Genomic DNA, 21,130 nt, shown 5'->3' on the forward strand with positions numbered 1-21,130 from the left:
GACCCCGGTGGTAGCCTCGTTATATTGGCTAAGTAATAACCTGGTTGACCACGGCGAAGGGGTGGCTATGGCACGCACAGACGACGACACCTGGGACCTCGCATCGAGCGTCGGCGCCACCGCCACGATGGTCGCGTCGGCCCGCGCGATGGCCAGCAAGGCCGACCACCCACTGATCAACGACCCGTACGCCGAGCCGCTGGTTCGCGCGGTGGGGCTCGGGCTGTTCACCAAGCTGGCCAGCGGCGAGCTGTCCCCCGCCGACCTCGAGGACGACAGCGATGGTGCGCCGGGTGGCGTGCAGCGGATGACCGACAACATGGCGGTCCGCACGAAATTCTTCGATGAGTTCTTCGTCGATGCGACCAATTCGGGTATCAAGCAGGCGGTGATCCTGGCGTCCGGGCTGGACGCGCGGGCCTACCGGTTGCCCTGGCCCGACGGCACCACCGTCTACGAAATCGATCAGCAGAAGGTGATCGATTTCAAGTCCCGCACCCTGGCCGAGTTGGGCGCCCAGCCCACCGCACACCGCCGCGCGGTCGCCGTCGATCTGCGCGACGACTGGCCGGCCGCGCTGAAGGCCGCGGGCTTCGACCCCGGCCAGCCCAGCGCGTGGAGCGCCGAGGGCTTGCTGGGCTATCTGCCTCCCGATGCGCAGGACCGGTTGCTGGACACCATCACCGAGCTCAGCTCACCGGGCAGCAGGATCGCCACCGAAAGCGGACCGGCCCGCGCACCGGGGCACGAGGAGCGAATCAAAGACCGGATGCGGACCGTCTCGCAGCGCTGGAAAAAGCACGGACTCGACCTCGACATGACCGAGTTGGTCTACTTCGGCGACCGCAACGAGGCGGCCGTCTATCTCACCGATCACGGCTGGGAAATGGGCGGCAGCACGATCCGAGAGATGTTCGCTGCCAACGGGCTTCCGCCGATCGACGAAGACGACCTGCCGTTCGCCGACCGTCTGTATGTCAGCGGCACGCTGACCGACAAGAAATAGGAGCCCACTAGATGGCGCGTACCGAAGACGACAGCTGGGATCTGGCCTCCAGCGTGGGCGCCACGGCGACCATGGTGGCGACTTCGCGCGCGATGGCCTCGCGCGGCCCCGAGCCGCTGCTCGACGACCCCTACGCCGAGCCGCTGGTGCGCGCGGTGGGACTGGCGCCGTTTGTCCGCATTCTCGACGGGGACGTCAGCATGGAGTCGGACCCGCTGCTGAATCGCAAAACCCGGACCGAGCAAATGACGGTACGCACCAGATTTTTCGACGACTTCTTCACCGGCGCGGCCGAATCCGGCGTCCGGCAGGCAGTGATCCTGGCCTCGGGCCTCGACACCCGGGGATACCGGTTGCCGTGGGGTGACGGGGTGGTCGTCTACGAGATCGATCAGCCTCAGGTCATCGAATTCAAAACTCGCACATTGGCCGACATCGGTGCCGCACCGACCGCCGAACTGCGGACCGTCGCCATCGATCTGCGTGAAGACTGGCCGGCCGCACTGCGCGCCGCGGGTTTCGACGCCCGCCAGCCGACCGCGTGGAGCGCCGAGGGACTGCTGCCCTACCTGCCGGCCGATGCCCAGGATCGATTGTTCGACAACATCACCGCGCTCAGCGCAGCGGGCAGCCGGCTTGCCACCGAGCACGTCGCTGACCCGAATGCCTTCACTGGCGAACGCTTGCAAAAGATCAGCGACCGCTGGCGCAGCTTCGGTTTCGACCTCAACGCGGCCGACCTGTTCTACGTCGGCGATCGCGCCGTCGTCGCCGATTATCTGACCGAGCATGGTTGGCAGGTGAACGCACATCCGGCCAGAGAGCTTTACGCCCGCAACGGCTTTGAATTCCCCGAGGAATCGGCCATGGCGGTGTTTGGAGAGTTCAGCTACGTCGACGCGACGCTGATATGACACGCACCGACGACGACAGCTGGGATCTGGCTTCCAGCGTGGGCGCCACCGCGACCATGGTCGCCGCGGGCCGCGCGATGGCGACCAAAGATGCCCGGGCCCTGATCAACGATCCGTTCGCCGAGCCGCTGGTCCGGGCCGTCGGGCTGGAGTTCTTCGTCAAGATGATCGACGGCGATGTCGACGCGTCGCTGTTCCCGAACTCGTCGCCGGAGCGCATGGCCGCGATCGTTGACGGAATGGGCTTGCGCACCAAGTACTTCGACGAATACCTACTGAACTCGGCCGCCTCGGGTGTGCGTCAGGTGGTGATCCTGGCGTCCGGTCTGGACGCCCGCGCCTACCGGTTGGACTGGCCCGCCGACACCATGGTCTACGAGATCGATCAACCGCAGGTGATCGAGTTCAAGACCCGCACGCTGGCCGACCTCGGCGCCGAGCCCACCGCCACGCGCCGCACCGTCGCGATCGACCTGCGTGGCGACTGGCCGGCCGCATTACGAGACGCCGGCCTGGACACCGACGCACCGACGGCCTGGCTGGCCGAGGGCCTGCTGATCTACCTGCCACCGGAAGCGCAGGACCGGCTCTTCGACAACATCACCGCGTTGAGTGCACCCGGCAGCACGGTCGCGACCGAATACGTGCCGGGCATCATCGATTTCGACGCTGACAAGGCGCGCGAGATGTCCGCTCCGCTGCGCGCACAGGGCGTCGACATCGACATGCCCTCGCTGATCTACGTCGGCCACCGCAGCCACGTGGTCGAATACCTGCGCGGCAAATCGTGGGAGGTCACCGACACAACCCGGGCGGATCTCTTCCTCAGCAACGGGCGCGAGGTTCCCACGCCGGAGAACGACGACCCGCTCGGCGAGATCATCTACATCAGCGGAACGCTCGCGGGCTAGAAGCGGTACTGCCTAATAGCGAGACTGGCCCACCCACAGCACGCTGGCACCGGTCAGCGACCGCTCGGCCTGCTCGACCAGGCCCACCACCGACTGAATGATCAACCCGCCCAACGCATCCGGAATCGACGCAGCCGCGGGCTGGGACGAAGCGCGTGGCCGCAGCAGCTCCCACACCGACGAGCCCGGATAGCCGACCAAGCGAACCTTGGCGTCTTCGTCCAGCCCCGCCAGCACTTTTGCCTTGCGTACCGCGGTCCGCAGGCCGCCGAGTTCATCCACCAGGCCGTGGTCGAGGGCATCGGCGCCGGTCCAGACCCGGCCCCGGGCAACCGCGTCGACGGCCTCGACCGTCAAGTTGCGGCCGTGGGCAACCCGCTCGACGAAGTCGGTGTAGAACAGGTCTGCCTCGGCCTCGACCTGCGCCTGCTGCTCGGGGGTGAACGGCGCGTTGATCGACCACGCATCGGCATTGGCGTTGGTGCGCACCGCATCTGACCCGACGCCCAACCGGTCCTTGAGATCGCGGGCGACCAGCTTGCCGGTCACCACACCGATCGACCCGGTGATCGTCCCAGGGTTGGCCACGATCGCGTCAGCACTCATCGAGACGTAGTAACCGCCGGAGGCCGCGACCGCACCCATCGACGCCACCACGGGCTTGCCCCGCTCGCGGGCCTTGACGACTTCCCGCCAGATGGTTTCCGACGCGGTCACCGAACCGCCCGGCGAGTCGACCCGCAACACGATCGCCGACACCGAATCATCGTGCGCCGCTTCCCGCAGCGCCGCGGCAATGGTGTCGCCGCCGGCGTTGGACGAGCCGAACGGCAACCGCGACCCGCCCCGGCCGCTGACGATCGGCCCGGCGACGGTCACCACGGCGATCGTCGACTTGGGTCTGCGACCCGGTATCGACGGTCCACCCGGTCCGGTGGCGCGTGCGTAACGGCTGACAAACAGTCGCGGCGGGGCGTCATCGTCGTCAGCGTCACCGGAAGCCGGTGAAAAACCTTCGGCGTCAACGAGTTCCGCGATTCGCGCATACGCCTCGTCGCGGAAGCCGACCCGATCGATCAGCCCCGATTCGACGGCCACGTCGCGCAGCAGCGGCGCACGGTCGGCCAGACCGTCGAGCGCGTCCTGACTCATCGTGCGTGACTCGGCGATCGCCTGCCAGACCTGTCCGCGCAGGCTCTCCAGCAGCCGGGTATCGGCCTCCCGGTGGGCGTCGGTATAGCCGTCCTGGGTGAAAAGATTTGCCGCCGACTTGTATTCGCCTCGTGCGACGAACTGCGCTTCGATACCGGCCTTGTCCAGCGCGTCCCGCAGGAACAGGGCGTTGGTCGCGAATCCGATCAGCCCGACGGTTCCGGACGGCTGCATCCACACCTCGCCGAACGCCGACGCCAGGTAGTACGACAGCGTGCCCGGATAGGTCTCGGCCCAGGCCAGCGATCGCTTCACCGCGGTGAAAGCCGCGATGGCCTCGCGCAGTTCCTGGACCGGCCCCGCCGAGGCGGCCGGGAGCTCTACCCGGGCGATCAGGCCGGCGACGCGCGGGTCCTCGGCGGCCCGGTACAGCGCCGAGACGGCTTCGCGCAGCACCAGGGGGCGCCCGCCGCCGGTGACGATCGCCAACGGATCCAGCCCGCTGGTTTCCGGGGGTGCCACCCGCAGGTCGAGTTCGAGTACGCAGCCGCCGGGAACACCGTGGTGGCGGGCGGTATCCACCCGGCGGGCCAACGCGCGGACATCGTCGAGACCCGGCGGATCGGGCAGGAAAGAGAACATGTGACGAGCCTACCGATGGCCCGCCGTACCGTGATGGGGTGGCAGCCACGGCCGGCTGGACGTCGGTCCGGCACGGCGATGCGTTTCTGGCTGCGGGCTCGTCGACCACGGCGATCTTCACCGAGGCCGTGCGCAACGTGCGGCAGGAGTTCGCCGACCACGGCAGGGACCGCGCGCGGTTCCCGATCGGAAAGCCGCGTCTACCTGATGGTCGACGACGACCGGCGCGGGCGCGCAAAAGCCCTGCGGCAGAAGTTATTCCGCAGCTGAGTCGCAGCGGCCCCATCCTTCACTGTCCGACGTGACTTTCTTTGTCGATGTGTGACCATGGGCGATATCACTGACCTGGTGATATCGCACATGACCACATTTTCGAAAAAGGGCGCCACCCAACTGACGGTGCTGATGTGACTCGAGGTGTATAACCACTAAATGGTCCTGAAGGTCGCGGTATCGCCGGACCTGATCGGCGGGGACGTCGACGAGGGTTATGGCAAGGTCGCCGATGCATTCCGCGTCAACTTCGCCGCCGGTCACGAAGTCGGCGCCGCCGTTGCCGTCTATCACAATGGTGTGAAAGTGGTCGACCTGTGGGGCGGTTACCGCGATGGAATCGCCAAGTCGCCGTGGCAGCACGACACTATGGTCAACATGTTCTCGACAACCAAAGGTGTTGCCGCCCTTGCCGTTGCGTTGGCAGTGTCGCGCGGGCTGTTCGGCTACGACGACAAGGTTGTCAACCACTGGCCGGAGTTCGCCCAGGCCGATAAGGCTGATGTGACCGTCCGGCAGCTGCTCGGCCACCAGGCCGGATTGTGCGCGCTGAAACCAGTGCCAACGGTGCAGGATGTCACCGACCCGGCGCGGCTTTCGCCGATCCTCGCGGCCCAGAAGCCGGCGTGGCCACCAGGGACCCGGCACGGGTACCACGGGATCACTCTGGGCTGGTACGAATCCGAGCTGATCCGTCGCACCGACCCGAACGGCCGCACGCTGGGCCGCTTTTTCGCCGACGAGATTGCCGGGCCGCTTGGGCTAGACCTGCACATCGGACTTCCAGAGGAAGTGAGCCGCGAACGGGTGGCTCACGTGTACAGCTTCTCGCGCGCGGAAGCCCTACTGCACCTCAACGTGATACCACCCGCACTGGTGGCCGCGTCATTCAATCCGGTCGGCCTGCTCGCCCGTGCCGCCGCTCTGCCCCGCGGCGTTGTGCCATGGGCCGGCGACTACAACCGCGACGACGTCCGCGCAATCGAGATCCCATCGGCCAACGGGATCGGGACAGCCGGGGCCGTCGCGCAGCTCTACGGCGCTGCCGCGACCGGAGATGCCGCGCTGGGCCTGACGCCGACCGTGGTCAACGAGCTCATGGCCGAGCCGACCGCACCGAGCCGCGGATCGCGGGACAAAGTCCTGCGCGTTGACACCGTCTTTTCGTTGGGACTGTCAAAGCCGGGGCCGTTGTGCATGTTCGGTTCGTCCGACACGGCGTTCGGCACACCGGGACTCGGCGGCTCGTTCGGCTTCGCCGACCCCGACACCGGAATCGGATTCAGCTATGTGATGAACCGGATGGGTTTTCACCTGTGCAGCGACCCACGCGAACTGGCCTTACGGCAGGCCTTGTTCCGCGACGTGCTCGGCGCACGGCCGCAGCAGTAGCGAGCTGTCTAGAGCTCGGTCGCCGAACCGCCGGCCGCGGTGATCTTCTCCCGCGCGCTGCCGCTGAACTTGTGTGCGGTGACGTTTACCTTGGCGTCCAGCTTTCCGTCGCCGAGAACCTTGACGAGCTTGTTCTTGCGAACCGCTCCCTTGGCTACCAGCTCGTCCAGCCCGACCGAACCGCCTTGGGGGAAAAGACGATTGAGGTCGCCGACGTTGACGACTTCGTACTCGGTCCGGAACCGGTTTCGGAAACCTTTCAGCTTGGGCAGCCGCATGTGAATCGGCATCTGCCCACCCTCGAAGGTGGCCGGCACATTTTTACGCGCCTTCGTACCCTTGGTTCCTCGACCGGCGGTCTTACCCTTGGAGCCCTCACCGCGGCCCACCCGGGTGCGCTTGGTCTTGGATCCGGGTGCGGGGTGCAGGTCGTGCAGTTTGATCGTCATTTGGCGCTACCTCCTTCGACCGGCTCGACCTCGATGAGGTGATGGACGGCCGCGATCAACCCGCGGGTCTGCGGGTTGTCGTCACGGATGACCGAGTGGCGAATCCGCCGAAGTCCCAGTGTGCGAAGGCTTTCCCGCTGCTTCCAGCGAGCGCCGATCACGCCACGGGTCTGAGTGATCTTGAGTTGAGCCATCGTTACGCGCTTCCTTCACGGGCAGCGCTGGCGGCCAGCGCCTCACTTTCGCGGCGGGCGCGCAGCATGCCGGCCGGAGCCACATCCTCCAGCGGCAGTCCACGTCGCGCGGCGACCTCTTCGGGACGCTGCAGCATTTTGAGCGCAGCAACCGTGGCATGCACGACGTTGATCGCGTTGTCGCTGCCCAGCGATTTGGACAGGATGTCGCGCACGCCGGCACATTCCAGCACCGCACGCACCGCACCCCCGGCGATCACACCGGTACCGGGGCTGGCCGGGCGCAGCAGCACCACGCCCGCAGCGGCCTCACCCTGCACCGGGTGGATGATCGTCCCGCCGATCATCGGCACCCGGAAGAATCCCTTGCGGGCCTCCTCGACGCCCTTGGCGATCGCGGCCGGAACCTCTTTGGCCTTGCCGTAACCGACACCGACCATGCCGTTGCCGTCACCGACAATGACCAGGGCGGTGAAGCTGAAGCGCCGGCCACCCTTGACCACCTTGGAGACGCGGTTGATCGTGACGACGCGCTCCAGGTAGTTGCTCTTGTCGCCGTCGCGGTCACGACCGCCACGGCCACCGCCACCGTCCCGGCGACCCCGGTTGTCACGCGAGTCGCGACGGTCGTCACGGCCCTCGTTCGTCGGGCCGGCCGTTGCAGCCGGTTGTTCCGCCATTATGCGGTCCTTCCGCTCAGGTTTGATTCCCCAAAATCGTTGAATAACATCAGAATTTCAATCCACCTTCACGGGCAGCGTCGGCCAGAGCGGCGATCCGCCCGCCGTAGGTGTAGCCGCCACGGTCGAACACGACTGCGTCGACACCGGCCGCCTTGGCCCGCTCTGCGATCAACTGACCGACCCGCACGCTGTGGGCCTTCTTGTCGCCGTCCACACCGCGCACATCCGCCTCGATGGAGGAGGCGGCGGCCAGGGTCGTGCCGGTCAAGTCGTCGACCAACTGCACGTGGATGTGCCGCGACGAGCGGTGCACCACCAGGCGCGGACGCTCCGCGGTGCCCGCGATCTTCTTACGCAGCCGCGCGTGACGACGCAGCCGCTGCTTGCGGCGAACGGCGGACGCGCTCTGCGCATGCGGCTTCTGCGCGGTGCCTGCAGCTTGTGTTTGCGCCATGACTACTTACCTGTCTTTCCGACCTTGCGGCGGATCTGCTCACCTTCGTAGCGGATGCCCTTGCCCTTATAGGGATCGCTCTTACGAAGACGGCGGACGTTCGCCGCGACCTGGCCGACCTTTTGCTTGTCGATGCCCGAGATCGAGAACTTGGTGGGTGTCTCGACTGCGAAGGTCACGCCCTCGGGCGCGGTGATCAGCACCGGGTGGCTGTAGCCCAGGGCGAACTCGAGGTTGCTTCCCTTGGCCTGCACGCGATAGCCGACCCCGAAGATCTCCAGCTTGATGGTGTAGCCCTCTGTCACACCGGTGACCAGGTTGGACACCAGGGTGCGGGACAGCCCGTGCAACGAGCGGTTGTGCCGATCGTCGTCGGGACGGGTGACCACGATGGCGCCATCGTCGTTGCGCGCCACAGTGATCGGCTCGGCGACCTGTAGATCCAGGGTGCCCTTGGGTCCCTTCACCGAGACCTGCTGGCCATCGATGGAGACCTCGACCCCGGACGGGATCACAATCGGTTGCTTTCCAATACGCGACATGTCAGTTCCCCCTCACCACACGTACGCAAGGACTTCGCCGCCGACGCCCTGTCTGGCGGCCTGACGGTCAGTGAGCAAGCCCGAGGAGGTCGAGATGATCGCCACGCCCAGACCGCCGAGCACGCGCGGCAGGCCGGTCGACTTGGCGTACACCCGCAGACCGGGCTTGGACACCCGGCGCAGGCCGGCGATGCTGCGTTCCCGGCTGGGACCGTACTTGAGCTGAACGGTCAGCGCCTTACCAACCCGCGCGTCCTCGGTGTGGTAGTCGGTGATATAGCCCTCGCGCTTGAGGATCTCGGCGATGTTCGCCTTGATCTTCGAGTGCGGCAGCGTCACCTCGTCGTGGTACGCCGAATTGGCGTTGCGCAGACGCGTCAAGAAGTCTGCGATCGGGTCGGTCATAGTCATCGAGCGGTGTTGCCTTCCTCGCAGTGGTTCCCAGTCGGGGCCTGCTGCGCACCTTTTCTCTGAGTTGGTCTGGTGTGTTGTTGTGGCCGGGGTTACCAGCTGCTCTTCGACACGCCGGGCAGTTCGCCCGCATGTGCCATCTCGCGCAGGCAGATCCTGCACAGCCCGAACTTGCGGAAAACCGCGTGCGGGCGGCCGCACTTGTTGCAGCGGGTGTACGCGCGAACCTTGAACTTCGGCTTGCGCTGGCTCTTTTCGATCAGTGCTTTTTTCGCCATCGGTCACTTCTCCTTGAACGGAAAGCCAAGGCCGCGCAGCAGCGCTCGGCCCTCGTCGTCGTTGGTCGCCGAGGTGACGACGGTGATGTCCATGCCGCGGGGCCGGTCGATGTTGTCCACGTCGATCTCGTGGAACACCGACTGCTCGTTGAGCCCGAAGGTGTAATTGCCGGAGCCGTCGAACTGCTTGGGCGACAGACCGCGGAAGTCGCGGATACGCGGCAACGCGATCGACACCAGCCGGTCGAGGAACTCCCACATCCGGTCGCCGCGCAGGGTCACCCGCGCTCCGATCGGCATGCCCTCACGCAGTTTGAATTGCGCGATCGACTTACGGGCCTTGCGGATTTCCGGCCGCTGACCGGTGATCAACGCCAGGTCCGAGACCGCTCCGTTGATCAGTTTCGCGTCGCGGGCGGCGTCGCCGACGCCCATGTTGACCACGACCTTCACCACACCCGGGATCTGCATGACGTTGGCGTAGGCGAATTCTTTGTTCAGCGCCTCGCGGATCTCTTCGCGGTAGCGCGTCTTGAGCCGGGGCTGAACCTTCTCGGTCGTTGTCATGCGTTGATGTCCTTGCCATTACGCTTCGAGATACGAACCCGCTTGCCCGATTCCTCGTCGACCCGGTAACCGATCCGGGTGGGCGTGCCATCGGAGTCGACCACCATCACGTTCGAGACGTGGATGGGCGCTTCCTGCGTGACGATGCCGCCGGACTGGGCGCCGCGCTCGTTGGTCGAGACCGCGGTGTGCTTCTTGATCCGGTTGACGCCCTGCACGAGCACCTTGTTGCGGGTCGGGTACGCCTGGATCACTTTGCCTTTGGCGCCCTTGTCTTTACCCGAGATGACGAGGACGGTGTCGCCCTTGTGCACCTTCATTTACAGCACCTCCGGAGCCAGCGAGACGATCTTCATGAAGCGCTTCTCCCGCAGTTCGCGGCCGACCGGCCCGAAGATGCGGGTTCCACGCGGGTCGTTGTCGGGCTTGATGATCACGGCCGCGTTCTCGTCGAACCTGATGTAGCTGCCGTCGGCGCGGCGGCGCTCTTTGACGGTGCGAACGATGACGGCCTTGACGACCTCACCCTTCTTGACGTTGCCACCAGGGATGGCGTCCTTGACGGTCGCCACGATGACGTCCCCGATGCCGGCATAACGCCTACCCGAGCCACCGAGCACGCGGATGCACAAGATCTCCTTGGCACCGGTGTTGTCGGCTACCTTCAGCCGCGATTCCTGCTGAATCACTCGATCTCCTGACCTGGTTCACATATGCACGCCCACGCGTGGATGGGCCGGAGGACGCTGAATTGCATGGTCCACCAGACCTTCGTGCATGGTCTTTGTCGTCGAAAGGCACGCGGGGCTGACGGTAAAGATCGAAATGCCAGCCGAGGTCTGCCCACGGCAACCCCTAGAGTCTAGGGGAAGACCTGCTCAGAGCCAAATTCCTGGTCATCGCGGTGCCGAACCCACGCCCGGCACATCTGTCGGCCGTCCCGGCTGCGGCCCACCGATCACGAGTCGTGCGGGGTCAATCCCCTTGCCGGATATAGGAGTAGATGTACAGCGCCATCGCCGTTGCCAGCGCGAGTAGCACCCACTGCACCAGCGCTTGGTCGATCATCGAACCCGGCGGGGGCGCGCCGGGCAGAATATTTCGCAACGGAACGATCGCGAACAGGTTCGCCGCGTACCACGTTGCGAACGGCGGCACGAACTTTCGCCTACCCATCGCCATCGGAATGGCCACCACCAGCGCCAGGGTCGGCAGGCTGATCAGCACCAGAATGATGCCCAGGTCAAAGATCAGCGGCCCCTTGGCGCGGTGCAGGGTCACCACCACATTGCTGGTGTTGTGGCTGGTGGCCTCGCTGGTATCACTGTTTCGCGTGACCGTTGCGTCCCAACCGTCCATCGCTCCGGTGACCTGAACGAGGGCGGGCAGCCGCTTGCGTTCCGCACCTTCCCCGACGAAGACGTCCGCCGAAATCGGCTCGGTGCGATAGGAATCGAACGGCCAGTTGCCGGGATCGCCGTGCGCTTGGATCATGGTGCTGACCTGCGCCGGCGCCTTGCCTTTCGGGTATTTGATATCGCCGAGGTCATTCGGCGGGTACAACCGCACGGCGATGTCGGTGTTCAGCTCGTCGAAGCGCTTGTCCTCGAGTGACTCACCTGGATAGATGAGCACGTTGACCGTAAGGCGGTTCGTCGTGGACTTGAGCTCTTCGAGCCGGATCTGCACGACGGTCTCGTCGGCGCCGGCCTGGCTCAGGTCCAGCGGCGGCAGCGGGCCTTCGGACTTCTGCAGTAAATGGACGCCGAACAGCGACAAGCCGTAGGCAGCGAGGACGGCCATCAGGATGGCCACCCCGATGACGACGCGCGGCCGCTGCCGTTGCGGCTCCGGTGGTGCCGTCGAGGTCGCCGACGGCGTCTGAACGCTCATTGCTGGCCGCCGTCGGAAAAAATCGGGACCGCTTGCCTGAAGCGGACGCGGGTGGGGCGGTGGACGTCAGCCTGTCGGGGCAACACGGTCGTCACGTTAGCGAACCGAGGTGCCGAAAGCGCGGCGAAAGAATGATGATGGGCAGGGCGCCCGAATCTCGTCACCCGCTGGCCACCAGACAGTAACGCGCAGTTCAGGAAGGCTAACGGAAAACATGAATTCGCCCATGGGACGGGACAGTTCGCCCCTCGACCCGCTAATCTGACGTCGGTCATCGTGCTCGAAGGTGAGCCGTATTTCACAACAAGGTGTATCGAAGTCCGGGGTGAGGCAATCAACATGAAGCACAGACGACTAGCCGCTGCCGTCAGTTTGCTGGCCGCGGGTGCCACAGTGCTGTCGGGATGCGAGGTTCCGCACACCAGCATGGCCTACGCAAGCGTGGTGGTGAACTGTGGCGGCAAGTCGACGATTACCGCCAGCGGTTCCACCGCGCAGGCCAACGCGATGAAGCGGTTCGTCAGCGCCTACAGCAAGTCATGCCCCGGGCACAGCCTGAACTACACGGCCAACGGCTCCGGCGCCGGAATCACCGACTTCCTCGCCGGCAAGGGCGATTTCGCCGGCTCGGACACTCCGCTCGGTGACGACCAGGTTGACGCCGCCAAGCAGCGTTGCGGCGGCGCCGAGGCCTGGAACCTCCCGGTGGTGTTCGGTCCGCTGGCCATCACCTACAACCTTCCGGTCGACTTCCTGGTGCTCGATGCGCAGACGCTGGCCGGGATCTTCAACGGCAGCATCAAGCGCTGGGACGACCCGTCGATCACCGCACTGAACGCATCGATGCCGTCCGAGGACATCAAGGTCGTCTACCGCAGCGACAAATCCGGCAGCACCGCCAACTTCCAGGCCTACCTGCAGGCCGCCGCCGGCGGCGACTGGACCCAGGGCACCGGCAAGGAATTCAAGGGCGGCGTCGGAACCGGCGCCAAGGGCAACGACGGCACCTCGTCGACGGTGAAGAACACCGAGGGCTCGATCACCTACAACGAGCTGTCCTTCGCCATGGAGGAAGGCCTGTTCGCCGCGGAGATCAAGACCCCGGCCAGCCGCAAGACGAGGCGACCCGTGCGCATCGGCACCGACTCCGTCGGCAAGACCATCGCCGGAGCCAAGATCGTCGGCAAGGGCAACAACCTGGTGCTCGACCTCTCGTCGTTCTACAACCCGAGCCAGGACGACGTCTATCCGATCGTGATGGCGACCTACGAGATCGTCTGCTCGAAATACCCTGACTCGCAGACGGGTCTGGCGGTCAAGGCCGCTCTGCAGGCGACGCTCGGCCCCGGCCAGATCGACCTGGACAAGAACGGCTACATCCCGCTGCCGCCCGACTTCCAGGCGAAGGTGTCAGCCGCGGTTGAAGCGATCGGCTGAGCCGGCGAGTAGATCGCTCACACAGCGGAATCCGATGTGGGTGGTCGCGGTGTCCTGCGACTGCGGCGAGCGCGCCGCCGGCCGGTAGCGGTGGCAGTACTCGGGGGCACACAGGTGCGAACCGCCCTTGAGTGTCTGCATGATGGTCGGGTCAGCGGTTCCTGTTGGCGCACAACAGCTCTTGGGCGGCTGATCGAGTCGGTGGTGGGCGGAGAACTCGGTGCTCGTCCACTCCCAGACGTTGCCGATCATGTCGACGAGACCGAACCCGTTCGGCGGAAACGCGGCCACCGGCGAGGTGCCGGGCCAGCCATCGTTGCGGTAGGGAAAGCTGCCCTGCCAGGTGTTGGCCATCGGCTTGCCGTCCGGCTTCTCCCGCTCGCCCCACGCGTAGGTTGTGGCGGACCCACCGCGCGCGGCGTACTCCCATTCGGCTTCGGTCGGCAGTCGCCGGTCGGCCCAGCGCGCATACGCGGCCGCGTCGGGATAGGCCACCTGCACCACCGGATGGTCCGCCCGGTCGGCGACGTCGCTGCCCGGCCCCAACGGATGGCGCCAGCTGGCACCCGGTACCCAGATCCACCATTGCCGCCAGTCCCGCAGGTCGACCGGGCCGGATGTGGGACGGAATACCATTGCGCCAGGCTGTAATTCGGCCGGATCGGCGCCCGGGTAGAGCGCCGGATCGATGGCCTGCTCGGCGACCGTGACATAGCTTGTCGCGGCGACGAATTCGGCGAATTGAGCGTTGGTCACCGGATGGCGCTCGATGGCGAAGGGGTCGACGCTGACCGTGTGAATCGGCGCTTCCTCGGGGTAGAAACTGGTCGAGCCCATCCGAAACGATCCAGGTGGCAGGTCGACCAGCTCGGTAGGCATGAGTTCAGGGTATGACGACAGCGAAGTCCTGCATCAGCACGGTTTTCGCCGCGGCGAACGCCGGTGCGTCTTCTAGCACTCTTGACAGCCTCTCAGTCACGCGAAAAGGCTAGCGCCAATTCCTTTTCCACGTCTTGATATGGCCGCCCGGTTAGGTCGACGGTCACCTGCGCGATGGTGCCGCCGGTGAACGCGAACGGTGCTTTGTAGCGGCTGGACACCGGCGAGCCACCGTTGCGCCCGACGGTGAGGCCGGCGCCGGCCAGACCGAAGGTCCCCGGATGCGCCTGCACATCGGCAAGCGCGCCGACCGTCGCGTCGTCGATGAACAAGGTGATCTCACCAAGCGGTGTATGACTGTGCTCCACGGTGCCGGTGCGGTTGTAGCGAACGCCGAACATGTGCCGGCCCAGGGGCACCGCCTGCGACGACGCGACCTCCTGCTGACGCTCGCCGAGGAAGTTGTAGACGTAACGCAGCCGTCCGTCCTGGATGAACAGCACGTGTCCGCCATGACCTCCGCCCTGCTTGAACAGCACACCTTCGGCGCCGGTGGTGTCGACGGTGACGTCGGCGAGCACGGCGAACGAGCGACCCCGAATCTCGGCCGCGGCGCCTATCCCGACATCGGCAGAGCCGGGATAGTAGGTGTAGCTGCTCCGATCGCCGGCCAGCAGCGGCCGCGGCCGTGTCAGCGTCTCGAATATATTGAGGTCAGCCAAGGGCAGGCCGTTGTATTTGGCGGCCTCGGAGAACCACAGTGCCTTCAGTTCTTCGAGCTTGTCCGGGTGTTCGCCGGCCAGGTCGTGACATTGACTGCGGTCGGCCTCGATGTGGAACAGTTCCCACCGGTCGGCGTCGAAATGCGACCAGCCGGCCGGTGACGCGGCGTGGACGGTGTTGGCGAACCAGCCGTCGTGCCAGATGCCGCGGGTACCCAACATGGTGTAGAACTGAGTCTTCTTCGGTGTGTCGGCTGACGAATCCTGCAGCGCTGCTTTGAAACTCACCCCGTCCAGCGGCTTCTGCGGTACACCCCGTACGGTTGCCGGCGGCTCGATGTTCAACAGGTCATAGACCGTCGGGGTGATGTCGGAGACGTTGACGTAGTTGTCCCGGACCTCGCCGTGGGCCGCAATTCCGTTGGGCCACGACACGATTGCGGTGTCCGCGATCCCACCCTCATGCGAGGCGTACCTCTTGAAGAGCTTGTAAGGCGTGTTGAAGGCCATCGCCCACCCGATCGGGTAGTGGTTGTAGGTCTCCGGGCCGCCGAGGTGGTCGAAGAGCTTCATGCTTTCTTCGACGGTGTCGATGTAGCCGTTGAAGAACTTCCCCTCGTTCACCGATCCGTTCGGCCCGCCCTCACCGCTGGCACCGTTGTCGGAGATCACCACGATGATGGTGTTGTCCAACTGATCCGATTCCTCGAGATAGTCCAGGATTCGGCCGATCTGGGCGTCGGTGTAGCTCAGGAAACCGGCGAACACCTCCGCCATCCGGCTGAACAGTTTGTTCTCTTCGTCGTTCAGCGAGTCCCAGGGGCGCACGGTGTCCTGCACCGGCCACGGCTCGCCGTTGGGCCCCTTGGTGTCGAGGTAGGGGTTGACCGGCGACAGTTCGGTGTCCGCCGGGACGATCCCCATTGCTTTCTGCTTTTCCAGGACGACCTCGCGATACCGTTCGTAGCCCATATCGAACGTGCCGGCGTAGCGGTCGGCCCACTCCGTGAAGACATGGTGCGGCGCGTGGCCCGCACCGGGGCACACGTAGCTGAACCACGGCTTGTCCGGCGCGATCACCTTGGCGTCGCGAATGAACTGAATGGACTTGTCCGCGAGGTCTTTCGACAGATGGTAGCCGTCTTCCGGGGTGCCGGGCGGGTTCACCGGGTGGTTGTCGTACACCAGGTCCGGATACCACTGGTCGGTCTCGCCGCCCATGAACCCGTAGAAGCGTTCGAACCCGCGTGATGTCGGCCAGTGCCGTTTTGTCGCGGCCAGATTCGACTCTTCCAGCGGGGTCAGGTGCCACTTGCCGACGCAATAGGTGTTGTAACCCTGTTCGACCAATGCCTCTGACAGCAGCGCGGTTTCGAAGGGGATCCGGCCGTTGCAGTTGGGAAAACCGTCGGTGAACTCTTCGATGGTGGCCATACCCACGGTGGTGGCGTTGCGACCGGTCAGCAACGACGCCCGGGTCGGAGAACACAAGGCGGTGGTGTGGAACTGCGACAGCCGCACGCCCCGTTCGGCGATACGCGACATCGCCGGCATCTCCACCAGACCACCGAAACAGTCCCAGGTCGCAATCCCGGTGTCGTCCCACACCAGATACAACACGTTGGGCGCACCCTCCGGCGCGGTCGGTGCAGCGAATGGGCCCCAATCTGGTTCCGAATCACGGATATCCAGTTCGATCTTCCCGTTGAACTCGGTAGCCATTGCCGGCCTCACTCTCGTAGCGGCCCCCGGGTCATGCAGATTACACCGCTGCGGCGAACTGGCGGCCAACATCGCGACGGGCTGCCCACGCCGTACAGTTGGGTCCCCAGCGCTATGGAGAAATATGGACAACCGGTATCTGCCGTTGGTCGTCGGAGCGGTCATGCTCGCTCTCGGGTTGACGCTCACCATCGGCGACTTCTGCCGAGCAGCAACGGTGCGCCGGCCACTGGCGATCGCGCTGGTGTGTCAGTCGCTGGTGTTGCCCGCCCTGTGCTGGGCGATCGCGGAGTCGCTGCACCTGGCGCCCAACCTGGCGGTCGGTCTGATGCTGATGGCGGCTACCCCCGGCGGAATGCTGGCCAACGTGGTCAGTCATCTCGCCCGCGGCGACCTGGCGCTCAACCTGACGGTGACCGCCATCAACGCAGTGCTGTCGATCTTCGCCATACCGGCAATATTGGCGTTCTCGCTGACCTGGTTCCTCGGCGAAGGACGTTTCATCCCACTGCAATTCGACAAGTTTTTCGGCGTGTTCGCGATGGTGCTGGTGCCCGTCGCGATCGGCGTGGCGATACGTCACCGCTTTCCGGATTTCGCCCGGCGACTGCAGAAGTTCGTCAGGGTCGCCGCGGCGGTGCTCTTGATTCTCGCCGTCGTCGGCGGCATGGCCAGCGGCAAGTCGACGTTGTGGAAGGATTTCGGCGTCCTCAGCGCAGCGGTCGCAGCCTTCTGCGCGATCAGCCTGACCGTCGGATACCTGGTGTCGCGCCGGATGCGGCTGGCGCCGCCGCAGGCAATCGCCATCAGCCTGGAGATCGGATTGCACAATGCCGTGGTTGCGATCGGCATCGCCTTGAGCCCACAGTTACTGAACAATGCCGAAATAGCCATGCCCGCAACCGTTTACGGGATCATCGGGCCGCTGATCGCGCTGACGTTTGTCTTCGCGGTGCGCCGACTGGACCCTGCCTACCGTGAGCTGTCCAGCTCACGGGCAGGTGAGGTTACTTAGCCTTCTCCAGGATTTCGACGAGCCGCCAGCGCTTGGTGGCCGACAGCGGACGAGTCTCCATCAACGAAACCCGGTCGCCGGTGCCGGCGTCGCCGTGCTCGTCGTGCACCTTGACCTTCTTGGTGGTGCGGATGATCTTGCCGTACTTCGGGTGGCGCATACGGTCTTCCAGCTCGACCACGATGGTCTTTTCCATCTTGTCGCTGACCACGTAGCCGATGCGGGTCTTGCGGCGACCGCGCGGCTTGGGGGTGGCCGGAGTGTGCTTGGGCCCCTTGGCGCCGGCGTCTTTCGCCGCAGCCTTGGGCGCGGCCTTGGCCGCCTTCGCGGGGGCTGCTTTCTTCGCCTCTGCCATTACGATTCCTCACCATCGGGGCCTGCGGCAAGGCCCAGTTCGCGTTCACGCAGCACGGTGTAGATCCGCGCGATTTCCTGCCGGACCACACGGAGCCGACGGTTGTTGGCGAGCTGACCGGTCGCCATCTGGAAGCGCAAGTTGAACAGCTCTTCCTTGAATTCGCGCAACTTCTCGATCAGCTCTTTGTCGTCGAGCTCGCGCAGTTCGCCCGGCGAAGTTCCCACTGCCATCAGAACTGATCCTCTCGGGTGATGATGCGTGCCTTGATCGGCAGCTTGTGGATCGCCCGGGTAAGCGCTTCCCGGGCGGTCTGTTCGTTGGGGAAGCTGAGCTCGAAGAGCACCCGACCCGGCTTGACGTTGGCGATCCACCACTCCGGCGAGCCCTTACCTGAACCCATTCGGGTCTCGGCGGGCTTCTTGGTCAGCGGGCGGTCCGGGAAGATGTTGATCCATACTTTGCCGCCACGCTTGATGTGCCGGTTGATGGCGATACGAGCGGACTCGATCTGCCGGTTGGTGATGTAGGCATGCTCGAGTGCCTGGATGCCGTAGTCACCGAAGCTCACCGACGTGCCACCGCTGGCGATCCCGCGCTGACGCGGGTGGTGCTGCTTGCGGTGCTTGACTCTGCGGGGAATCAACATGATCTAGCTCTCCGTACTCTGCGCCTCGACCGCGGGCGCTTCGGCCGGCACAGCGACCGGCGAGGCGGTTGCCTCCTCGGCGCTGGACGCGGCGCGACCGGCCTCGGTGCTGGTCGCCGTCGTGCCCGCGGAACCGCTACGACGCGGGCGGGTGCCCGACGGACGTTCACGGCGCGGACGCTCGGCGCCGGCCGACGGCGCAACCAGTTCGCGCTTGCCGCCGACGATGTCGCCCTTGTAAATCCATACCTTCACGCCGATGCGGCCAAAGGTGGTCTTGGCCTCATACAGGCCGTAGTCGATGTCGGCACGCAGCGTGTGCAGCGGCACCCGACCTTCGCGGTAGAACTCCGAGCGGCTCATCTCCGCCCCGCCGAGACGACCGGAGCACTGCACCCGGATGCCTTTGACGTTGGGCTGGCGCATCGCTGACTGGATGGCCTTACGCATCGCGCGGCGGAACGCCACGCGGTTGCTCAGCTGCTCGGCCACACCTTGAGCAACCAATTGTGCTGTCGACTCAGGGTTTTTCACCTCGAGGATGTTGAGCTGAACCTGCTTGCCGGTCAGCTTCTCCAGGTCGGCGCGGATGCGGTCGGCTTCGGTGCCACGGCGACCGATGACGATGCCGGGACGGGCGGTGTGGATGTCCACCCGGACCCGATCGCGGGTGCGCTCGATCTCGACGTCGGCGATGCCGGCGCGCTCCAAGCCGGTCGACAGCAGCTTGCGGATCGCCACGTCTTCCTTGATGTAGTCCGCGTACTGCTTGTCCGCGTACCACCGGGACTTCCAGTCGGTCGTGATGCCGAGCCGGAAGCCGTGCGGATTGATTTTCTGGCCCACTATTGCGAGCCTCCCTTCGCGTCCGAAGTCGCTTCAGTCTCACTGGACTTCGCGGCGGGTGTCTTTGCTTCCGATGTCTTCTTGGGAGACGCCTTCTTGGCGGGCGCCTTCTCGGCCGTTGCTTTCTTGACCGGAGCCTTGGCGGCGGATGTCTTCTTGGCGGGTGCGGTACCCGCGGCCTTGCTGGCCTGGGCGCGACGTGCGCGGGTCGCGCTCGCGGACTGCGAGCCCCGCCCGTCTTTGGTCGGCCGGCTCTCCACGATCACGGTGATGTGGCTGGTGCGCTTGCGGATCCGGAACGCGCGGCCCTGGGCGCGCGGACGGATCCGCTTGGCGGTGGGGCCACCGTCGGCGTAGACCGTGGCCACCACGAGCGTCGACGGGTCGAGCCCATTGTTGTTCTGCGCGTTGGCCGCAGCGCTCGCGATGACCTTGGCCACCGGCTCGCTTGCGGCCTGCGGCGCCCAGCGCAAGATGTCCAGCGCTTCGGCCACCGACTTGCCGCGTACCAGGTCGATCACCCGGCGCGCCTTGGTCGGCGACACCCGCACGAACCGCGCCACGGCGGCCGCCGAAGGATATTCAGTAGCCGTGCTCATCGCCGCTTGGCCTTCCGGTCGTCTTTGATGTGTCCCTTGAAGGTGCGCGTCGGTGCGAACTCACCCAGTTTGTGGCCCACCATCGATTCGGTGACGAACACCGGCACGTGTTTGCGACCGTCGTGGACGGCGAACGTGTGGCCGATGAAGTCGGGAATGATGGTCGAACGACGGGACCAGGTCTTGATGACCTGCTTGGTGTTCTTCTCGTTCTGCGTGTCGACCTTCTTGAGCAGATGGCCGTCGACGAACGGACCCTTCTTGAGGCTGCGTGGCATATCTGTTGCTCCTGGCTGCGGCTAACGAGATTTCTTGCCGGTGCGCCGGCGTCGGACGATGAGCTTGTCGCTGGGCTTGTTGGCCTTACGGGTACGGCCTTCGGGCTTACCCCACGGGCTGACCGGGTGACGACCACCGGACGTCTTACCCTCACCACCACCGTGCGGGTGGTCGACCGGGTTCATCACGACACCACGGACGGTCGGGCGCTTGCCCTTCCACCGCATCCGGCCGGCCTTGCCCCAGTTGATGTTGGCCTGCTCGGCGTTACCCACTTCGCCCACCGTGGCGCGGCAGCGCACGTCGACGCGACGGATTTCACCGCTGGGCATACGCAGCGAGGCATACGTGCCTTCCTTGCCCAGCAGCTGAATGCTCGCGCCCGCGGAGCGAGCCATCTTGGCCCCACCGCCCGGCCGCAGCTCCACAGCGTGGACCAAGGTACCGGCCGGGATGTTGCGCAACGGCAGGTTGTTGCCCGGCTTGATGTCGGCGTTGGCGCCCGACTCCACCACGTCGCCCTGGGAAAGTCCCTGCGGCGCAATGATGTAGCGCTTCTCGCCGTCCAAGAAGTGCAGCAGCGCGATGTTCGCGGTGCGGTTCGGGTCGTACTCGATGTGCGCAACCTTCGCGTTGACGCCGTCTTTGTCGTTGCGGCGGAAGTCGATCACCCGGTAGGCCCGCTTGTGGCCGCCACCCTTGTGGCGCGTGGTGATGCGACCGTGCGCGTTACGTCCACCTTTGCCGTGCAACGGCTTGATCAGCGACTTCTCCGGAGTCGAACGAGTGATCTCGGCGAAATCGGAGACGCTGGCACCGCGGCGACCCGGAGTCGTCGGCTTGTACTTGCGAATTCCCATGTCTGT

28 protein-coding genes are annotated in these 21,130 nt (G+C 65.4%); 7 read left to right on the plus strand and 21 right to left on the minus strand.

Going from position 1 to position 21,130, the window contains the following annotated elements; genetic code table 11:
- The first annotated feature begins 67 nt into the window (after positions 1-67).
- The 3 genes from ACQY5A_RS21050 to ACQY5A_RS21060 are packed head-to-tail and all read left to right on the plus strand — an operon-like array spanning position 68 to position 2,831.
- Complete coding sequence (locus ACQY5A_RS21050; RefSeq protein ID WP_428342240.1) at positions 68-1,006, plus strand: class I SAM-dependent methyltransferase; 939 nt, start codon at positions 68-70, stop codon at positions 1,004-1,006.
- An 11-nt stretch (positions 1,007-1,017) separates the two neighbouring features.
- Positions 1,018-1,920 (plus strand): class I SAM-dependent methyltransferase, encoded by a 903-nt coding sequence (locus ACQY5A_RS21055; RefSeq protein WP_428342241.1) that lies wholly within the window; start codon positions 1,018-1,020, stop codon positions 1,918-1,920.
- A complete protein-coding gene (locus ACQY5A_RS21060) occupies positions 1,917-2,831 on the plus strand; it encodes a class I SAM-dependent methyltransferase (protein ID WP_428342242.1) in 915 nt (304 codons plus the stop codon). The genes ACQY5A_RS21055 and ACQY5A_RS21060 overlap by 4 nt, the downstream gene beginning before the upstream one ends.
- Before the next feature lie 12 nt (positions 2,832-2,843).
- On the opposite strand, the gene sppA is transcribed toward ACQY5A_RS21060, so the two are convergent.
- Positions 2,844-4,625, minus strand: a complete 1,782-nt coding sequence (sppA, locus tag ACQY5A_RS21065) for a signal peptide peptidase SppA (protein WP_428342243.1) — start codon at positions 4,623-4,625, stop codon at positions 2,844-2,846.
- Positions 4,626-4,663: 38 nt separating this feature from the next.
- Here sppA and ACQY5A_RS21070 point away from each other — a divergent pair, with 38 nt between their 5' ends.
- On the plus strand, positions 4,664-4,930 hold the full coding sequence (locus tag ACQY5A_RS21070; RefSeq protein WP_428342244.1) for a hypothetical protein: 267 nt from the start codon (positions 4,664-4,666) through the stop codon (positions 4,928-4,930).
- 127 nt (positions 4,931-5,057) lie between these two features.
- Positions 5,058-6,290 (plus strand): serine hydrolase domain-containing protein, encoded by a 1,233-nt coding sequence (locus ACQY5A_RS21075; protein ID WP_428342245.1) that lies wholly within the window; start codon positions 5,058-5,060, stop codon positions 6,288-6,290.
- Positions 6,291-6,298: 8 nt separating this feature from the next.
- On the opposite strand, the gene rplO is transcribed toward ACQY5A_RS21075, so the two are convergent.
- The 11 genes from rplO to ACQY5A_RS21130 all read right to left on the minus strand — a co-directional run bounded on the left by rplO (position 6,299) and on the right by ACQY5A_RS21130 (position 11,761).
- A complete protein-coding gene (rplO, locus tag ACQY5A_RS21080) occupies positions 6,299-6,739 on the minus strand; it encodes a 50S ribosomal protein L15 (protein ID WP_428342246.1) in 441 nt (146 codons plus the stop codon).
- Complete coding sequence (gene rpmD / locus ACQY5A_RS21085) at positions 6,736-6,933, minus strand: 50S ribosomal protein L30 (RefSeq protein ID WP_428342247.1); 198 nt, start codon at positions 6,931-6,933, stop codon at positions 6,736-6,738. Before rpmD ends, rplO begins: the two co-directional genes overlap by 4 nt.
- A gap of 2 nt (positions 6,934-6,935) precedes the next feature.
- Positions 6,936-7,613 (minus strand): 30S ribosomal protein S5, encoded by a 678-nt coding sequence (gene rpsE, locus ACQY5A_RS21090; protein ID WP_428342248.1) that lies wholly within the window; start codon positions 7,611-7,613, stop codon positions 6,936-6,938.
- Positions 7,614-7,662: 49 nt separating this feature from the next.
- Positions 7,663-8,070, minus strand: coding sequence for a 50S ribosomal protein L18 (gene rplR / locus ACQY5A_RS21095; RefSeq protein WP_428342249.1), 408 nt, complete (start codon positions 8,068-8,070; stop codon positions 7,663-7,665).
- A gap of 2 nt (positions 8,071-8,072) precedes the next feature.
- The gene (gene rplF / locus ACQY5A_RS21100) at positions 8,073-8,612 is read right to left on the minus strand and encodes a 50S ribosomal protein L6 (RefSeq protein WP_428342250.1); all 540 of its coding nucleotides are present in this window, start codon (positions 8,610-8,612) and stop codon (positions 8,073-8,075) included.
- A gap of 12 nt (positions 8,613-8,624) precedes the next feature.
- Positions 8,625-9,023: a 30S ribosomal protein S8 gene (gene rpsH / locus ACQY5A_RS21105; protein ID WP_428342251.1), complete on the minus strand. Its 399-nt coding sequence runs from the start codon at positions 9,021-9,023 to the stop codon at positions 8,625-8,627.
- A 92-nt stretch (positions 9,024-9,115) separates the two neighbouring features.
- A complete protein-coding gene (locus tag ACQY5A_RS21110; RefSeq protein WP_428342252.1) occupies positions 9,116-9,301 on the minus strand; it encodes a type Z 30S ribosomal protein S14 in 186 nt (61 codons plus the stop codon).
- 3 nt (positions 9,302-9,304) lie between these two features.
- Positions 9,305-9,868, minus strand: a complete 564-nt coding sequence (gene rplE / locus ACQY5A_RS21115; protein ID WP_428342253.1) for a 50S ribosomal protein L5 — start codon at positions 9,866-9,868, stop codon at positions 9,305-9,307.
- Positions 9,865-10,188 carry a 50S ribosomal protein L24 gene (gene rplX / locus ACQY5A_RS21120; protein ID WP_428342254.1) on the minus strand — a complete coding sequence of 108 codons (324 nt, stop codon included), beginning with the start codon at positions 10,186-10,188 and terminating at the stop codon, positions 9,865-9,867. Before rplX ends, rplE begins: the two co-directional genes overlap by 4 nt.
- The gene (rplN, locus tag ACQY5A_RS21125) at positions 10,189-10,557 is read right to left on the minus strand and encodes a 50S ribosomal protein L14 (RefSeq protein WP_428342255.1); all 369 of its coding nucleotides are present in this window, start codon (positions 10,555-10,557) and stop codon (positions 10,189-10,191) included.
- A gap of 286 nt (positions 10,558-10,843) precedes the next feature.
- Positions 10,844-11,761, minus strand: a complete 918-nt coding sequence (locus ACQY5A_RS21130; RefSeq protein ID WP_428342256.1) for a DUF4436 domain-containing protein — start codon at positions 11,759-11,761, stop codon at positions 10,844-10,846.
- A gap of 339 nt (positions 11,762-12,100) precedes the next feature.
- Between ACQY5A_RS21130 and pstS the strand changes: the two genes are divergently transcribed.
- The gene (gene pstS, locus ACQY5A_RS21135; RefSeq protein WP_428342257.1) at positions 12,101-13,198 is read left to right on the plus strand and encodes a phosphate ABC transporter substrate-binding protein PstS; all 1,098 of its coding nucleotides are present in this window, start codon (positions 12,101-12,103) and stop codon (positions 13,196-13,198) included.
- Here pstS and ACQY5A_RS21140 read toward each other — a convergent pair.
- Together ACQY5A_RS21140 and ACQY5A_RS21145 are read right to left on the minus strand one after the other, a co-directional pair.
- Complete coding sequence (locus ACQY5A_RS21140; protein WP_428342258.1) at positions 13,172-14,077, minus strand: formylglycine-generating enzyme family protein; 906 nt, start codon at positions 14,075-14,077, stop codon at positions 13,172-13,174. The two genes, pstS and ACQY5A_RS21140, sit on opposite strands and share 27 nt — an antisense overlap.
- Before the next feature lie 92 nt (positions 14,078-14,169).
- A complete protein-coding gene (locus ACQY5A_RS21145; RefSeq protein ID WP_428342259.1) occupies positions 14,170-16,521 on the minus strand; it encodes an arylsulfatase in 2,352 nt (783 codons plus the stop codon).
- A gap of 124 nt (positions 16,522-16,645) precedes the next feature.
- Here ACQY5A_RS21145 and ACQY5A_RS21150 point away from each other — a divergent pair, with 124 nt between their 5' ends.
- Positions 16,646-17,536 carry a bile acid:sodium symporter family protein gene (locus tag ACQY5A_RS21150; RefSeq protein ID WP_428342260.1) on the plus strand — a complete coding sequence of 297 codons (891 nt, stop codon included), beginning with the start codon at positions 16,646-16,648 and terminating at the stop codon, positions 17,534-17,536.
- Here the strand turns inward: ACQY5A_RS21150 and rpsQ are convergent.
- From rpsQ to rplB, 7 genes are read right to left on the minus strand one after another with little or no spacing between them, the layout of a single operon-like run.
- On the minus strand, positions 17,529-17,891 hold the full coding sequence (rpsQ, locus tag ACQY5A_RS21155) for a 30S ribosomal protein S17 (RefSeq protein ID WP_428342261.1): 363 nt from the start codon (positions 17,889-17,891) through the stop codon (positions 17,529-17,531). The two genes, ACQY5A_RS21150 and rpsQ, sit on opposite strands and share 8 nt — an antisense overlap.
- Positions 17,891-18,124, minus strand: coding sequence for a 50S ribosomal protein L29 (rpmC, locus tag ACQY5A_RS21160; RefSeq protein ID WP_428342262.1), 234 nt, complete (start codon positions 18,122-18,124; stop codon positions 17,891-17,893). The genes rpsQ and rpmC overlap by 1 nt, the downstream gene beginning before the upstream one ends.
- Positions 18,124-18,540, minus strand: coding sequence for a 50S ribosomal protein L16 (gene rplP / locus ACQY5A_RS21165; RefSeq protein WP_285187325.1), 417 nt, complete (start codon positions 18,538-18,540; stop codon positions 18,124-18,126). The genes rpmC and rplP overlap by 1 nt, the downstream gene beginning before the upstream one ends.
- Positions 18,541-18,543: 3 nt before the next feature.
- The gene (gene rpsC, locus ACQY5A_RS21170) at positions 18,544-19,386 is read right to left on the minus strand and encodes a 30S ribosomal protein S3 (RefSeq protein WP_428342263.1); all 843 of its coding nucleotides are present in this window, start codon (positions 19,384-19,386) and stop codon (positions 18,544-18,546) included.
- A complete protein-coding gene (gene rplV, locus ACQY5A_RS21175) occupies positions 19,386-19,985 on the minus strand; it encodes a 50S ribosomal protein L22 (protein ID WP_428342264.1) in 600 nt (199 codons plus the stop codon). Before rplV ends, rpsC begins: the two co-directional genes overlap by 1 nt.
- Positions 19,982-20,263: a 30S ribosomal protein S19 gene (gene rpsS, locus ACQY5A_RS21180; RefSeq protein WP_008260806.1), complete on the minus strand. Its 282-nt coding sequence runs from the start codon at positions 20,261-20,263 to the stop codon at positions 19,982-19,984. Before rpsS ends, rplV begins: the two co-directional genes overlap by 4 nt.
- Positions 20,264-20,284: 21 nt before the next feature.
- Positions 20,285-21,124 (minus strand): 50S ribosomal protein L2, encoded by an 840-nt coding sequence (gene rplB, locus ACQY5A_RS21185; RefSeq protein WP_428342265.1) that lies wholly within the window; start codon positions 21,122-21,124, stop codon positions 20,285-20,287.
- Positions 21,125-21,130 lie beyond the last annotated feature (6 nt).

Source organism: Mycobacterium sp. (assembly GCF_965277065.1).
Classification (GTDB): Bacteria; Actinomycetota; Actinomycetes; order Mycobacteriales; family Mycobacteriaceae; genus Mycobacterium.